The 14,363-nt window shown below is 74.7% G+C and carries 14 protein-coding genes; 11 read left to right on the top strand and 3 right to left on the bottom strand.

Translation table 11 applies throughout. The features are described 5' to 3' along the window. The first annotated feature begins 129 nt into the window (after positions 1–129). From KI385_RS34525 to KI385_RS34555, 7 genes are all read left to right on the top strand, one after another. Positions 130–981: a CoA-transferase subunit beta gene (locus tag KI385_RS34525; protein WP_238577976.1), complete on the top strand. Its 852-nt coding sequence runs from the start codon at positions 130–132 to the stop codon at positions 979–981. Further along, on the top strand, positions 978–2,282 hold the full coding sequence (locus KI385_RS34530) for a thiolase family protein (RefSeq protein WP_238575975.1): 1,305 nt from the start codon (positions 978–980) through the stop codon (positions 2,280–2,282). Before KI385_RS34525 ends, KI385_RS34530 begins: the two co-directional genes overlap by 4 nt. A 110-nt stretch (positions 2,283–2,392) precedes the next feature. Continuing rightward, positions 2,393–3,262 (top strand): protocatechuate 3,4-dioxygenase subunit beta, encoded by an 870-nt coding sequence (gene pcaH / locus KI385_RS34535; RefSeq protein ID WP_238575976.1) that lies wholly within the window; start codon positions 2,393–2,395, stop codon positions 3,260–3,262. Continuing rightward, complete coding sequence (gene pcaG, locus KI385_RS34540) at positions 3,262–3,921, top strand: protocatechuate 3,4-dioxygenase subunit alpha (RefSeq protein ID WP_238575977.1); 660 nt, start codon at positions 3,262–3,264, stop codon at positions 3,919–3,921. The genes pcaH and pcaG overlap by 1 nt, the downstream gene beginning before the upstream one ends. Before the next feature lie 52 nt (positions 3,922–3,973). Further along, the gene (gene pcaB / locus KI385_RS34545; protein ID WP_238577977.1) at positions 3,974–5,371 is read left to right on the top strand and encodes a 3-carboxy-cis,cis-muconate cycloisomerase; all 1,398 of its coding nucleotides are present in this window, start codon (positions 3,974–3,976) and stop codon (positions 5,369–5,371) included. After that, on the top strand, positions 5,368–6,663 hold the full coding sequence (gene pcaDC, locus KI385_RS34550; protein ID WP_238575978.1) for a bifunctional 3-oxoadipate enol-lactonase/4-carboxymuconolactone decarboxylase PcaDC: 1,296 nt from the start codon (positions 5,368–5,370) through the stop codon (positions 6,661–6,663). The genes pcaB and pcaDC overlap by 4 nt, the downstream gene beginning before the upstream one ends. After that, positions 6,660–7,847 (top strand): 4-hydroxybenzoate 3-monooxygenase, encoded by a 1,188-nt coding sequence (locus KI385_RS34555; RefSeq protein ID WP_238575979.1) that lies wholly within the window; start codon positions 6,660–6,662, stop codon positions 7,845–7,847. Before pcaDC ends, KI385_RS34555 begins: the two co-directional genes overlap by 4 nt. Before the next feature lie 7 nt (positions 7,848–7,854). On the opposite strand, the gene KI385_RS34560 is transcribed toward KI385_RS34555, so the two are convergent. After that, positions 7,855–8,859, bottom strand: a complete 1,005-nt coding sequence (locus KI385_RS34560; protein ID WP_238577978.1) for a PP2C family protein-serine/threonine phosphatase — start codon at positions 8,857–8,859, stop codon at positions 7,855–7,857. 329 nt (positions 8,860–9,188) lie between these two features. On the opposite strand from KI385_RS34560, the gene KI385_RS34565 reads away from it, so the two are divergent. Genes KI385_RS34565 through KI385_RS34580 form a run of 4 tightly spaced genes read left to right on the top strand, consistent with a single transcriptional unit; the run spans position 9,189 to position 12,356 of the window. Continuing rightward, a complete protein-coding gene (locus KI385_RS34565; RefSeq protein ID WP_238575980.1) occupies positions 9,189–10,238 on the top strand; it encodes an NAD-dependent epimerase/dehydratase family protein in 1,050 nt (349 codons plus the stop codon). Continuing rightward, positions 10,235–10,942: a glycosyltransferase family 2 protein gene (locus KI385_RS34570; RefSeq protein WP_238575981.1), complete on the top strand. Its 708-nt coding sequence runs from the start codon at positions 10,235–10,237 to the stop codon at positions 10,940–10,942. The genes KI385_RS34565 and KI385_RS34570 overlap by 4 nt, the downstream gene beginning before the upstream one ends. Next, positions 10,939–11,607 (top strand): TIGR04282 family arsenosugar biosynthesis glycosyltransferase, encoded by a 669-nt coding sequence (locus KI385_RS34575; RefSeq protein ID WP_238575982.1) that lies wholly within the window; start codon positions 10,939–10,941, stop codon positions 11,605–11,607. Before KI385_RS34570 ends, KI385_RS34575 begins: the two co-directional genes overlap by 4 nt. An 8-nt stretch (positions 11,608–11,615) precedes the next feature. Next, a complete protein-coding gene (locus KI385_RS34580) occupies positions 11,616–12,356 on the top strand; it encodes a class I SAM-dependent methyltransferase (RefSeq protein ID WP_238575983.1) in 741 nt (246 codons plus the stop codon). Here KI385_RS34580 and KI385_RS34585 read toward each other — a convergent pair. Both KI385_RS34585 and KI385_RS34590 read right to left on the bottom strand, forming a co-directional pair. Continuing rightward, complete coding sequence (locus KI385_RS34585) at positions 12,290–12,844, bottom strand: hypothetical protein (RefSeq protein ID WP_425357010.1); 555 nt, start codon at positions 12,842–12,844, stop codon at positions 12,290–12,292. The genes KI385_RS34580 and KI385_RS34585 overlap by 67 nt on opposite strands. A 2-nt stretch (positions 12,845–12,846) precedes the next feature. Continuing rightward, complete coding sequence (locus tag KI385_RS34590; protein ID WP_238575984.1) at positions 12,847–14,100, bottom strand: molybdopterin-dependent oxidoreductase; 1,254 nt, start codon at positions 14,098–14,100, stop codon at positions 12,847–12,849. Positions 14,101–14,363: the final 263 nt, after the last annotated feature.

Below are 14,363 nucleotides of genomic sequence, written 5' to 3' on the forward strand. Positions count from 1 at the left end.
GCGGCTGCCGTGTCCGGCGTACGAGCCCCCGTCCCCGCCGGGGCCGCCACCCGAGCCCCTGCCCCCGCCGAGGCCGCCTCCCGGGCGCCCGGCCCCGGCCCCGGCCCCGACTGCACCCCCGACGAGCTGATGGAGGTCAACGCCGCCCGCGCGCTGGCCGGCGCGCGGACCTGTTTCGTCGGCATCGGGCTGCCCAGTACGGCCGCCAACCTCGCCCGCCGCACCGTCAATCCGGACCTGGTGCTCATCTACGAGTCCGGCACCATCGGCTCCAAGCCGACCCGGCTGCCGCTCTCCATCGGGGACGGTGAACTGGCCGACACCGCCGACTCGGTGGTGTCCGTGCCGGAGATGTTCAACTACTGGCTCCAGGGCGGCCGGATCGACGTCGGCTTCCTCGGCGCCGCGCAGGTCGACCGGTTCGCCAACATCAACACCACCGTCGTCCGGCGCGGCCCCGACAGGCCCGAGGGGCGGCTGCCCGGCGCGGGCGGCGCCCCCGAGATCGCCGCCAACTGCGGGCAGGTGCTGATGGTCCTCCGGCACAGTCGCCGTAACTTCGTCGGCGCGCTGGACTTTGTGACCACCCTCGGCCACGGCAGCGGTCCCCGGGACCGCGCGGCGCTCGGGCTGCCCGGCGCCGGCCCGACCGCGGTCATCACCGACCTCGGTGTGCTGCGCCCCGACCCGGTCACCGCGGAGCTCGTCCTCACCGATCTGCACCCGGGAGTGACGGTCGATCAGGTGCGGCAGGCCACCGGCTGGGACCTCAAGGAGGCCCCCCGGCTCGGCGTCACCGCCCCACCCACCGATGCCGAACTCGCCGCCCTGCGCGCCCTGAAGGCGGCAACCATGCCCGAGACCGGTACCCCCAAGACCGCAACCCCCGACGCCGCAACTCCCGACGCCGCAACTCCCGACGCCGCAACTCCCGACACCGCAACCCTCGACGCCCACGGCTCCCGGAAGGACGCCTCATGATCACCGACCGCCCCCGGGACGTCTACATCGTCGACGCCGTCCGCACCCCCATCGGCAAATACGGCGGCGCGCTGTCCGGCGTCCGCCCCGACGACCTCGCCGCACATGTCGTCAAGGCCCTCGTGGACCGCGCGCCGGGGCTGGATCCGGCCACCATCGACGATGTCTACCTGGGCAACGCCAACGGCGCGGGCGAGGAGAACCGCGATGTGGCCCGGATGGCGGTGCTGCTCGCCGGGCTGCCGGTGACCGTGCCCGGCGTCACCGTCAACCGCCTCTGCGGCTCCGGCATGGAGGCGGTCATCCAGGCGGCCAGGGCCGTCGCGCTCGGCGATGCCTCCGTGGCCGTCGCCGGCGGGGTGGAGTCGATGAGCCGCGCACCCTGGGTGCTGCCCAAGCCCGAACGGGCCTTTCCCGCAGGGCCGCAGACCCTGCACTCCACCACCCTGGGCTGGCGGCTGACCAACCCCAAGATGCCCGACGAGTGGACCGTCGCCCTCGGCGAGGGCGCGGAGCTGATCGCCGACCGGTACGGCATCACCCGCGAACAGCAGGACGCCTATGCGCTGGCCAGCCATGAGAAGGCCGCACGAGCCTGGAAGGACGGTGCCTTCGACGCGGAGGTGGTGCCCTACGGCGACGAGGCGACCGCCCCGGACGGCGCCGCTGAAGCGACGCCGGTGCGCGACGAATGCATCCGTGAGGACACCTCCCTCCAGGCCCTGGGGAAGCTGCGGCCGGTCTTCCGCAAGGCGAGCGAAGCGAGGTGGGGGTCCCCCCGGCCGAAGGCTGGGGGAGAAGCGGGGCGGGGCTCCTCCCGGCCGAAGCCCGGGGGAGGCACCGTCACCGCCGGCAACTCCTCGCCGCTCAACGACGGTGCGGCCGCGCTGCTCCTGATGGACGAGCGGGGGCTGCGCGCCTCGGGATGCGAACCGCTCGCCCGGATCCGCAGCAGCGCGGTCACCGGCATCGAGCCGCAGTACTTCGGGCTCGGTCCGGTCCAGGCGGCCCGACGCGCCCTGGAAAAGGCCGGCCGCCGCTTCGACGCGCTGCACACCGTCGAGTTGAACGAGGCGTTCGCCGCCCAGGCGCTCGGCTGCCTGGCCGGCTGGCCCGACCTCGACCCGGGCATCGTCAACCCGTACGGCGGTGCCATCGCCCTCGGCCACCCGCTCGGTGCCTCCGGGGCCCGGATAACCGGTGCGGTCGCCCACCAACTGGCGGCCGCCGGCTCCGGTACGGGGCTGGCGACGCTGTGCATCGGCGTGGGGCAGGGGCTCGCCGTGGTGCTGGAGAGGTAGCACCACTCCTCCGACGGCCACCGCACCTCCGCCGACCGCCGACCGCCGACCGTACGCCGGCCGCCGACCGGCCCGTGACCCGATGACCACCACCGCATGGAGAAGGCACCATGGCCCTGACCCCACCCACCCCACTCGGCGACACCCCGGCCCCCGTCCCCGCGTCCGCCCCCGTCCCCGCGCCCCGCCCGCAGCCCGCCGCCCCGACGCTGCCCACCCAGGCCGACATCAGCCGCGAGATCGCCGCCCTGCACGACGCCGGTGAACGGGACCGGGCGGCCGGCGCCCCGGCCCCGCAGCACCCGGCGCGGGGCTACGCCCCCTATCGCAGCAGCACCTCGCGCCACCCCCACCGGCCGTTGGTCGAGATCGACCACCTGGCCGACCCGGAGGCGGTGGAGCTGAGCGGCCCGGCGTTCGGCCGCACGGACATCACCGACCTGGACGCCGACCTGACCCGGCAGCATGCCGGCGAGCCGCTCGGCGAACGCATCACCGTCACCGGTCGCATCCTGGACCGCACCGGCCGCCCCGTACGCGGCCAGCTCGTCGAGATCTGGCAGGCCAACGCCTCCGGCCGGTACGCCCACCAGCGCGACCAGCACCCCGCCCCGCTCGACCCCAACTTCACCGGCGTCGGCCGCTGTCTGACCGATGACCAGGGCCGCTACGAGTTCACCACCGTCAAGCCCGGCGCCTATCCGTGGCGCAACCACGACAACGCCTGGCGCCCGGCCCATATCCACTTCTCGCTCTTCGGACCGGCCTTCACCCAGCGGCTGATCACCCAGATGTACTTCCCCGGCGACCCGCTCTTCCCCTACGACCCGATCCTGAGCTCGGTCACCGACCCCGTGGCCCGCGCCCGCCTGGTGGCCGCCTACGACCACGAACTGTCCCGCCCCGAATGGTCCCTGGGCTACCGCTGGGACGTGGTCCTGGACGGCCCCTCCGCCACCTGGATCGAGGAAGGCCGCTGATGCCCCCCGCCCGCACCCACCACGACCCCTCCCACGGCGCGACCCACGCACCGTCCGCACCGCTCGCCCCCACGCCCTCCCAGACCGTCGGCCCGTTCTACGGCTACGCCCTCCCGTTCCCCGGCGGCGACCGGATCGCACCGGCCGGCCACCCCGGCACGGTCACCGTGCACGGCCATGTACGGGACGGAGCCGGCGCCCCGGTGCCGGACGCGCTGCTGGAGTTCTGGCAGGCGGGCCCGGACGGCAGCCTCTCCGGCGCGCCCGGCTCGCTCCGCCGGGACCCGGTCACCGGCGCCGTCATCGGCCGCAACGGCCTGGACTTCACCGGCTTCGGCCGCGTCCCGACCGACGCCGACGGGCGCTACGCGGTCCACACCCTGCCCGCCACCGCCCCCGCCGGGCGTCCGGACGCCGCGCCGTACCTCGCCGTCTGCGTCTTCGCCCGCGGACTGCTCCACCACCTGTTCACCCGCGTCTACTTCCCCGAGCACGAGACGGCCAACGCCGCCGATCCGCTGCTGGCGCGGCTGCCCGCCGACCGCGCGAGCACACTGCTCGCCCGCCCCGACGGCCCCGGCCGGTACCGCTTCGACGTCCAACTGCAGCAGACCGAGGACGGCACGCACGAGGAGACGGTCTTCCTTGCCTTCCGATGACCCGTCCGGCTACCGGCACCCGGCACCCGAACTCCCTTGTGAGGCCGCCGACATGGGGCTGCTCGCGCCGTCCTGGGCAGGCTCCGCGGTGGCCGACGCCACCGGCGACGCCGGATATCTGCGCGCCCTGCTCGACGCCGAGGCCGCGCTGACCCGCGCCCAGGCCACGCTCGGCCTGGCACCGAAGTCGGCGGCCGCGGCCGTCACCGCCGCGGCCGCCGAACCCCACCGCCACGACCCCCGCACCCTCGCACTGCGCGCCCGGGCCGCGGGCAACCCGGTGGTCCCGCTCGTCGCGGACCTGACGGCCGCCGTCGCCGACCGCGACCCCCGGGCCGCCGCCTACGTCCACCGCGGCGCCACCAGCCAGGACATCCTGGACACCGCCACGATGCTGGTCTGCGCCCGCGCCCTGGACACCGTGCTGACCGACCTCGGCCGCACCGCCGACGCGCTGCGCCGTACGGCGGCGCGGCACCGCGACACCCCGATGGCCGGCCGGACCCTCACCCAGCACGCGGTGCCGACCACCTTCGGCCTCAAGGCCGCGGGCTGGCGCCACCTCGTGCTCGACGCCCATGACCGGCTCAGGTCCGTACGGGCCGCCCTGCCCGCGCAACTCGGCGGCGCGGCCGGCACCCTCGCCGCGTTCCATGCGTACGCGGAGGCGGAGAGCGGTTCCGCGCCCGCGGCGGACCTCGGCGCCCGGCTCCTCACCGCCTACGCCGCGGAGACCGGGCTAGCCGCACCCCTCCTGCCCTGGCACACCGTGCGCACCCCCGTCGCCGATCTCGCCGGTGCGCTCGCCTGCACCGCGGGCGCCCTCGGCAAGCTCGCGGCCGATGTCCTCACCCTCTCCCGTACGGAGATCGGCGAGCTGGCCGAGGGCAGCGGCGGAGGCTCCTCCGCCATGCCGCACAAGGCCAACCCGGTGCGCGCCACGCTGATCGCGGCGGCCGCCCGGCAGGTCCCGGCCCTCGCGGCGGTGCTGTACGGCTCCCTCGCCGCCGAGGACGAGCGCCCGGCCGGTGCCTGGCACGCCGAATGGCAGCCGCTGCGGGACGCCCTGCGACTGGTCGGCGGAGCGGCCCGGGACGCGGCCGAACTGACCGCGGAGCTGCGGGTCCACCCGCACCGCATGCGGCACAACCTCGATACGACCGGCGGTCTGGTCGTCACCGAACGCCTCGTCGCGGCCCTCACCGCCCTGACCGGCCGCGGCGAGGCCCGCCGCATCCTGGACGCGGCGGCCCGGCGCACCGCCGAGGAGGGCATCGACCTGTCCGAGGCGCTGCGCACCGCCCGCCACGGGGACACCACCCTGGAGGCGGCCCTCTCCGAAGCCCGTCTCCGCCAACTCCTCGACCCCGCCGACCACATGGGATCCGCCGGCGCCCTCGTGGACCGCGCGCTGGAACGCACCGCGCACAACCCGCAGGAGCCCGTATGACGCACCCGCCCGCCGACCCGCCCGTGCACCACACCGTGGACGGACCCCAAGACGCCCCACCGCTCATCCTGGGGCCCTCCCTCGGCACCTCGCTCTCCCTCTGGGACCCCCAACTCCCCGCCCTGGCACGGCAGTACCGCGTCATACGCTGGGATCTCCCCGGTCACGGTGGCACCCCCACCGACGTACTGACCGCCGCCCCCACTCCCACCACCACCGTCCCCGAACTGGCCGGCCTGGTCCTCGGCCTCGCCGACTCCCTCGGCATCGGCCGCTTCGCGTACGCCGGGGTCTCGCTCGGCGGCGCCGTCGGCGCCTGGCTCGCCGCGCACCACCCCGAGCGGATCGCCTCGCTCGCCCTGATCTGCTCCTCGGCGCGCTTCGGCGAACCCGCCGCCTGGCACGAACGGGCCGCGCTCGTACGGGAAGCGGGGCTCGGGCCGGTCGCCGACACCACCGCCGGCCGCTGGTTCACCCCGGCCTTCGCCGGCTCCCCACAGGCCACGGCCCTGGTCGACGCGGTGCGCCGGACGGTCGCGCCGGCGGGCTATGCGGCCTGCTGCGATGCCCTCGCCGACTACGACCTGCGCGCCGAACTGCCCCGGATCACCGCGCCCACGCTCGTCGTCGCCGGCCGCTCCGACCCGGCCACCCCGCCCGCACACGCCCGTGAACTCGCCGACGGCATCCCGGACGCGAGCCTGGTCGAACTGTCCGGCGCCGCCCATCTCGCCGGCGTCGAACGCCCGGCCCCGGTGCTGGCCGCCCTCCTCGGCCACCTCGCGGCACACCCGGCCGACGCGCCCGTGTCCCCGGCCGCCGACGTCCCCGCCACCGACGCGCCCGCCTCGGATGACCGCTCCTCGGACGACCGCTCCCGGCACGCCGCCGGAACGGCCGTACGCCGCGCCGTCCTCGGCGACGCCCATGTGGACGGCTCGATCGCCCGGACCAGCGCCCTGACCGAGGTCTTCCAGGACTTCATCACCCGCTACGCCTGGGGCGAGATCTGGACCCGGCCCGGCCTGTCCCGGCAGACCCGCAGCTGTATCACCCTCACCGCGCTGGTGGCGGGCGGCCACCACGACGAACTGGCGATGCATCTGCGGGCCGCGCTGCGCAACGGCCTGACCCCCAAGGAGATCCAGGAGGTCCTCCTCCAGACGGCCGTCTACTGCGGTGTCCCCGCGGCCAACACCGCCTTCGCCCTGGCCGACCGCATCGTCGCCGCCTACCTTGACGACCCCGCCCAGCACTCCACCCCACACCCCGCGGAAGGAACAGAGAAGTGACGCGGATACGCCACACCACCGTCGGCATCATCGGCGGCGGCCCCGCAGGGCTGCTGCTCGCGCGACTGCTCCACCGCTCCGGTATCGACTGTGTCGTCCTGGAGAGCCGCGACCGCGCCTACGTCGAACAGCGGCAGCGCGCGGGCATCCTCGAACAGGGCACCGTCGACGTCCTGCGCGCCTGCGGCGCGGGGGAGCGGATGGACCGCGAGGGCCTGGTCCACGACGGCATCGAGCTGCGCTACGACCGCCGCGCCCACCGCCTCGACTTCCCGGCGCTGACCGGTGGCCGCCGGGTCATGGTCTACGCCCAGACGGAGGTGGTGAAGGATCTGATCGCCCTCCAACTCGACGACGGGGCACCGCTGCTCTTCGGGGCGCAGGCGCTCGCGGTGGAGGGGGCGGACACCGACCGGCCGCTCGTCCGCTACACCCACCAGGGCCGGCAGCAGACCCTGACCTGCGACTATGTCGTCGGCTGCGACGGCTTCCACGGCGTGGCCCGGCAGGCAATACCGGAGCACGCACGCCGGACGTACGAGCGCAGCTATCCCTACTCCTGGCTCGGTGTGCTCGCCGATGTGCCGCCCTCCTGCGACGAGTTGGTCTACGCCCACTCCGAACGCGGCTTCGCGCTGTTCAGCATGCGGACGCCGACCGTCAGCCGGCTCTACCTCCAGGTCCCCAACGGCACCGACCCGGCGGACTGGCCCGACGACCGGATCTGGGACGAACTGGACGCCCGTGCCGCGATCGACGCCCCCTGGAAGCTGGAGCGCGGCCCGCTCACCGCGAAAGCCGTCCTCCCCATGCGGAGTTCGGTCACCGAACCGATGCGGTACGGGCGCGTGCTGCTGGCCGGCGACGCGGCGCACATCGTGCCGCCCACCGGGGCCAAGGGCCTCAACCTCGCCGTCGCCGATGTCACCGTCCTGGCCCGCGCCCTGGACCGGCTGCACCGGACCGGCTCGACGGAGTCTCTCGACGCCTACTCCGACACCTGTCTGCGCCGCGTCTGGCGCGCCGAACACTTCTCGTACTTCATGACGACGACCCTGCACACCGGCCCGGACCAGAGCCCGTTCGACACCCGGCTGCAGCTCTCCCAGCTCGACCGGATCGCCACCTCGCCGCATGCCGCCGCCGAGCTGGCGGAGAACTACACGGGGCTGTCCCTGAAGTGAGTCCGGCTCACCGGTTCTCCCGGTAGCGGACCAGCAGCATCGCCGCGTCGTCGTGCAGGGGCCCCTCGGCATGCTCGACCACGTCCTCACGCACGGAGCGCAGCGCGGCCTCCGGGTCGGGGTCCTTGAGCAGCGCGGCCCGCTCGTCGAGCGGGTAGAAGCGGCCGGTGGCGTCGCGGGCCTCGGTGACGCCGTCGGTGTAGAAGAGCAGCTGGTCGCCGGGTGTGAACGGCACCTCGTAGGGGACCGGTGTGTCCGGGCCGTGGAGGGTCAGGCCGAGCGGCAGGGCGCGGTCGGGCGGTGCGGCGAAGCCGACCTCGCCGGTGGGGCGGACGACCAGCGGCGCCGGATGGCCGAAGTTCAGCAGCGTCGCGTTCGGGCCGTCGCCGATCTCGGCGAGCACCGCGGTGACGAAGCGTTCGCCGGACAGATGGCGGTTCAGCGCCCGCTCCACCCGCTCGCCGACGGCCGGCAGATCCGGTTCGTCGTGCGCCGCCTCCCGGAAGGCGCCGAGCACCACCGCCGCGCTCTCCACGGCCTCCAGGCCCTTGCCCTGGACGTCGCCGACGATGACCCGCACGCCGGCGGGCGAGGTCACCACCTCGTACAGATCGCCGCCTATCCGGGCCTCGGCCACCGCCGAGGTGTAGGAGACCGCGATCCGCAGCGGGCCCGCGCTGCGTGGCACCGGCCGCAGCAGCACCCGCTGGGCCACCTCGGCGATCGAGCGGACGCTGGCCAGCTCCGCCTCGCGGCGTTGCCGCATGACCGCGGCGACCACACCGGCCGCGGTCACCCCGGCCACCGACAGCAGGGCGGTCAGCCCGCGCCGGGTCTCGAACAGACCGTTGTAGACGCCGAGGCCGAGGCAGAGCACACACGCCGTCAGCCCGACCAGCGCGGTCCGCCGCCAGCCGCCGACCAGCCCGGCGAACGCCGGACCCAGGGACACCAGAGGCAGAAAGCCGACGCCCGGGCCCGCGGTGAGGTCGACGGCGCTGACCACGGCCATGACCGTGTACGGGAGCACGGACAGCACACGGGAGCCGGTGCACTGCTCCCCGTTCTCCACGGCCAAGATGGTCTCCGACGGTGTCGTATGAGGTGATCGGGTAACGGGGGCCGCCGGCCCTCGGACTGTCCGAAAACGACCCCCGGGCCCCCGACCTGAGCATATGCAACATATGCCGTACCGATATACCTCGAATGCGGCCTGTTATCGAATCGCAGCGGCTCGGGCGGCCGGCAGCCCCCGCGCCCGCCGGCCCGCGGATCTTACGGACCCATGACACGGCGGCCGCGGCGCGGGCCGCAACGCCCTGTCGCGCTTAGCGTGACGGCATGCGTGTACTGGTCACCGGCGGCGCCGGATTCATCGGATCGCAGATCGTCGATGCGCTCACCGCGCGCGGCCACGAGCCCGTCGTCCTTGATGCATTGCTGCCCTCGGCGCATCGCGAGCCCCCGCCGCCGCGCCCCGGGGAGCGCCGCATCGTCGCGGACGTACGCGACCGGGCGGCCGTCGACGCCGCCCTCCTGGGTGTGGAGGCGGTCTGTCACCAGGCGGCAATGGTCGGCCTGGGCAAGGACTTCGCCGACGCGCCCGACTACGTCGGCTGCAACGACCTGGGTACGGCGGTGCTGCTGGCCGCGATGGCCGCGGCCGAGGTGCACAAGCTGGTGCTCGCCGGGTCGATGGTGGTCTACGGCGAGGGGCGCTATCTCTGCTCCGGCCATGGCGTGGTGCGCCCGGGGCCGCGGGCGGTGGCCGAGCTGGCCGCCGGGCGGTTCGAACCGCGCTGCCCGCACTGCGGCGCGGAACTGGCGCCGGGGCTGGTCGGCGAGGACGCCCCCACCGACCCCCGCAATGTGTACGCGGTGACCAAGCTGGCCCAGGAACATCTGGCCGCCTCCTGGGCGCGCGCGACCGGCGGCCGCGCCGTCTCGCTGCGCTACCACAACGTCTACGGGCCGGGGATGCCCCGCGACACCCCGTACGCCGGAGTGGCCTCGTTCTTCCGCTCGGCGCTGGCCCGCGGCGCGCCGCCGACCGTCTACGAGGACGGCGGCCAGCGGCGGGACTTCGTCCATGTACGGGATGTCGCGGCGGCCAACGCGGTGGCGCTGGAGGCGCTTTCGGACCGTTCGGCGGGCACGCTGACCGCGTACAACACGGGCAGCGGAGTACCGCACACCGTCGGCGAGACGGCGCTGGCCCTCGCCGAGGCGTGCGGTGGTCCGGCGCCGGTGGTGACGGGGGAGTACCGGCTGGGCGACGTACGGCACATCACGGCGTCCTCGCAGCGGATCGCCGACGAGCTCGGCTGGCGCGCGGAGACCGGATTCGCCGAGGGCATGAAGGAGTTCGCGACGGAAGGGATGCGGCCGTGACCCACTCCCCCCGGCCGCCTTCGGTGGACGTCGTGCTGCCCTGCCTCGACGAGGCCGCCGCGCTGCCCTGGGTGCTGGCACGCATCCCGGCCGCCTGGCGGGCCATCGTCGTGGACAACGGCTCGACCGACGGCTCCGCCGACATCGCCCGCGACCTGGGCGCCACCGTGGTGCACGAGCCGCGCCGCGGCTTCGGCGCCGCCTGCCATGCCGGACTGCTGGCCGCCGAAGCGGACATCGTCTGCTTCTGCGACTGCGACGCCTCCCTGGACCCCGCGCTGCTCACCCCGTTCGTCCGCGCCGTGCACGACGGCGACAGCGATCTGGTGCTGGGGCGCCGACGCCCCCAGGGGCGTGGCGCCTGGCCGCCGCACGCCCGGCTCGGCAACTTCGCCCTGGCCCGGATGCTGCGCCGCCGCACCGGACTGCGGCTGCACGACCTCGGCCCGCTGCGCGCCGCCCGGCGCACCGCGCTGCTCGCCCTCGCCCTCACCGACCGCCGCAGCGGCTACCCCCTGCAGATGGTCGTCCGGGCCGCCGACGCCGGCTGGCGCATCGAGGAACGCGAGGTGCCCTACCACCCCCGCACCGGCCGCTCCAAGGTCACCGGCACCTGGCGCGGCACCTGGCACGCGGTGCGCGATATGCGCACCGTCCTTCACCAGCCGCCGCTGACGGCCCGCACCGAGGAGACGGCCCGATGACCGAACCCGCAGCGGGTGAGGAGTGTCCCGGGCCGACGACCGTCCTGGTCATCGCCAAGGAACCGGTGCCCGGCCGGGTCAAGACCCGGCTCACCCCGCCCTACACCCCCGACGAGGCCGCCCAGTTGGCCGAGGCCGCGCTGTACGACACCCTCCGGGCCGTACGCGCCATGCCCGCCCGGCGGCGGGTCGTCGTACTCGACGGCCGGCCGGGGAGCTGGCTGCCGGCCGGCTTCGACGTCCGGCCGCAGTGCCCGGGTGGCCTCGACGAGCGGCTCGCGGCCGCCTTCGCCGACAGCACCGGCCCGACACTGCTGATCGGTATGGACACCCCTCAGGTCACGCCCCAACTCCTCGCCCCCGCACTGGACTTCGACGCCTGGGACGACTGTGACGCCTGGTTCGGCGCGGCCGAGGACGGCGGATTCTGGGCGCTCGGCCTGGCCGCCCCCGACCCCCGGCTGTTGCGCGGTGTCCCGATGTCCACCGACCGCACCGGCGCCGCCCAGCGTGCCCGGCTGACCGCCGCCGGGCTGCGGGTACGCGAACTGCCGCCGCTGCGCGACGTCGACACCGCGGACGACGCCGAGCGGGTCGCGGCCGCGGCGCCCGGTGGACGGTTCGCCGCCACCCTCGCCCGGCTGACCCCGGTCGCCGAACGATGAGCACCGCCGTGCCGCCGACCACCCGGACCGACCGGCGCACCGTCGCCGTCCCCGACACCGTCTCCTGGGGCGCGGACCCTTACGCCGACGCGCTGCGCAGCGGCCGCGGTCCGCTCTTCCTGCGCCGCAGCGACGGCTGGCTGCTGCCGCTGGAGGTCGAGCGCTGGTGCGCCGGGGCGGACGCGGCCGATCTGTCGGCGCTGCGCCGCTGCGAGGGCACCGTCCTCGACATCGGCTGCGGCCCGGGACGGCTGGTCGCCGCGCTCGCCGCCCAGGGCCGGCGGGCGCTCGGCATCGACGTCAGCACGGCCGCGGTGGCCCGCACCGCCGCGACCGGCGGCTCGGCCTTGCACCGTTCGGTCTTCGACTCCCTTCCCGAAGAAGGGAGTTGGGGCACCGCGCTGCTTCTCGACGGCAACATCGGCATCGGCGGCGACCCGCACGCCCTGCTCGCCCGGATAGCCGAACTGGTCGAGGAGGCCGGGCTGCTCATCGTGGAGACCACCCCGGCGGACGTCGACGAACGGGTCCATGTCCGGGTCGACAACGCCAGCCACGACGGACGCCACGCACCGGGCGACCTCTTCCCCTGGGCCCGGGTCGGCACCCGCGCACTGCTGCGGTACGCGGGTGCCGCCGGCTGGACGCCCGTCGAGCGGTGGAGCGCCTGCGAGGCGGCCGATCAGCCGCCCGCCGGACGCTGCTTCGTCTCCCTGCGCCGCCGCGCCGCGCCCGGCGGCCGCTGCTGAACCGTACGGCCCAGCAGCCACAGCGCGGATACCGCGAACAGCCCGGCGGTGATCAGGAGCCAGCGGCCCAGGAACACCCCGCCGGGCAGCCCGGTCGCGGCCTCGTAGTGCGCCGCCGAGCCGCTCCCCACCGAGCCCGCGATCAGCGGGAACCACACCAGCAGAAGCAGCCCCGACAGCGCGGCGGGGACCCGGACGAACGCGGTCCAGGCCCGGTGCCGGCCGGTCCCCGCCGTGTACCTGGCCACCGCGCGGTCGGCGAGCGCATACAGCGGAAGCAGCACCAGATCGTGCAGCAGCGCCGCCCCGACGAACCAGACGATCACCAGCGGCCACTGCCCGCCGGCCAGCAGCCGTACCCCCGCATAGCCGGTGAGCGCGAACGAGGCGAGCATCAGCAGCAGATGCAGCGGCCCCTCGCCGTACCAGCGGCGCACACGCAGCGCCCGCCGGGCCCGCGCCACCCTGTCCCGCCGTGCCACCCGCACCCTCACCACTCCCCGAATGTCAGCCGGGACACCCACTTGGTGTTGAGCACCCCGGGCGCCGCCGGCACGATGATCCGCGCCGGATAGCCGTGGTCCGCGGACAGATCGGCGCCGCCCACCCGCAGCGCGAGCAGCGACCGCGGGTCGCGCACCTGGTTGTCGCGCAGCGCGGCCCGGCGGAACGCGCCGTGCAGTTGGAGCGACTCCACCAGCAGATCCGGTGGCCGCTCGCCGAGCCCCACCAGCGCGGCGAGGTCCCGCAGCCGCACCCCGCTCCACCGCTGGTCGTCCGTCGACCAGCCCTCGACACAGGCGATCGGGAGCGCCGCCTCGTGCTGCGGCAGTCGAAGCAACTCGGCGCGGCTGAGCCGCACCCGGCGCCCGCCGCCCTCGATCGTCAGCCGCCAGTCGTCACCGGTGTCCTGGGACCTGATCCCGACATACGCGGCGGTCTTGTTGATCTGGAAGCCGTTCGGGCCGCTGCCCGGGTCGCGGCCGCCGTGCGGCGCCAGCAGGGCCGTACCGCGCCACCGGCCGCCGATGCTCTGACCGGCGGTCGCCACGAACAGCAGCAGCGATCCGGCGCCGACCAGCCCCAGCGCGCCCCGCCGCGTCACGGTCGGCGGGTCCGGCCGGGCCGCCACCAGCCCCGTCTCGTCGGCCGCCGCACCCGGGTCCTCCCTCTCGCGCAGCGCCCGTACGGTCCGCGGCATACGCAGCACGACATGCGCGACGAACGCGCCGATGAACACCCATGCCCCGTAGAAGTGCAGCGGATAGAACGACCCGGGGAAGAGGTACTCCAGCTGGATGTTGAGGATGCCGGTGACGAACTCGAACAGCGCCCCGCCGACCAGCAACAGCAGCGAAAGCCGCTCCAGCGCATGGCCCGGCGACCGGGCCGGCGGCAGCGTGAAGAGCTTCGGGATCACCGACCACAGCTTCGCCAGCAAGAGGGGCACCAGCGCGATGCCGAGGGTGACATGCACCCCCTGCGTGAGGCGGTAGAGCCAGTGCGGGTCGGTGGGCCAGCTGAAGAGATAGAAGCCGAGCAGGCCCTTGCCGGGCGTCTTGTCGTTGACGCCACCGGCCAGATTCGGGTTGTACGCGGCGTACGACAGCAGACCGGTCACGAACAGCAGCGTGATCCCCGCCAGCAGGGCGATGCCGAGCAGCGCGGTCAGCCGCGGGCCGCGCAGCGGGCTGCGCCAGAACGATGGCGAGGTGGGGGGAGTGAGGTGGTCGTGGGCGCCCATAGGTGTCCTCGGCGGTCGGGCGACGAGGCTCCGCCGCCTGGACGAGTAGGTCCGGCTCCGACGGTATGCCGCGACCGGTGCGCCCAGGGGGCTGCGACCCATGACGAAACTGTGACGTCGACGGAACGGTGGCACAGCGGCGGGGCGGCACGGCGGCGTGCCCGGGGAAATCTGACGGATCGATGACACCGCTGCCGCCGAACGGCCGAAGCGGCCCGCCGACGCCCTAGCGTGCCGGTGTGACCCCCCGAGTGACCCCCCTT

Source organism: Streptomyces inhibens, assembly GCF_022221585.1.
GTDB classification, from domain to species: Bacteria; Actinomycetota; Actinomycetes; order Streptomycetales; family Streptomycetaceae; genus Streptomyces; species Streptomyces inhibens.

Excerpts from the sequence above, each read along its gene's own strand:
- KI385_RS34525 (WP_238577976.1), top strand. The coding sequence starts at position 130 with ATGGAGGTCAACGCCGCCCGCGCGCTGGCCGGCGCGCGGACCTGTTTC.
- KI385_RS34530 (WP_238575975.1), top strand. The coding sequence starts at position 978 with ATGATCACCGACCGCCCCCGGGACGTCTACATCGTCGACGCCGTCCGC.
- pcaH (WP_238575976.1), top strand. The coding sequence starts at position 2,393 with ATGGCCCTGACCCCACCCACCCCACTCGGCGACACCCCGGCCCCCGTC.
- pcaG (WP_238575977.1), top strand. The coding sequence starts at position 3,262 with ATGCCCCCCGCCCGCACCCACCACGACCCCTCCCACGGCGCGACCCAC.
- pcaB (WP_238577977.1), top strand. The coding sequence starts at position 3,974 with ATGGGGCTGCTCGCGCCGTCCTGGGCAGGCTCCGCGGTGGCCGACGCC.
- pcaDC (WP_238575978.1), top strand. The coding sequence starts at position 5,368 with ATGACGCACCCGCCCGCCGACCCGCCCGTGCACCACACCGTGGACGGA.
- KI385_RS34560 (WP_238577978.1), bottom strand. The coding sequence starts at position 8,859 with ATGGCCGTGGTCAGCGCCGTCGACCTCACCGCGGGCCCGGGCGTCGGC.
- KI385_RS34565 (WP_238575980.1), top strand. The coding sequence starts at position 9,189 with ATGCGTGTACTGGTCACCGGCGGCGCCGGATTCATCGGATCGCAGATC.
- KI385_RS34575 (WP_238575982.1), top strand. The coding sequence starts at position 10,939 with ATGACCGAACCCGCAGCGGGTGAGGAGTGTCCCGGGCCGACGACCGTC.
- KI385_RS34590 (WP_238575984.1), bottom strand. The coding sequence starts at position 14,100 with ATGGGCGCCCACGACCACCTCACTCCCCCCACCTCGCCATCGTTCTGG.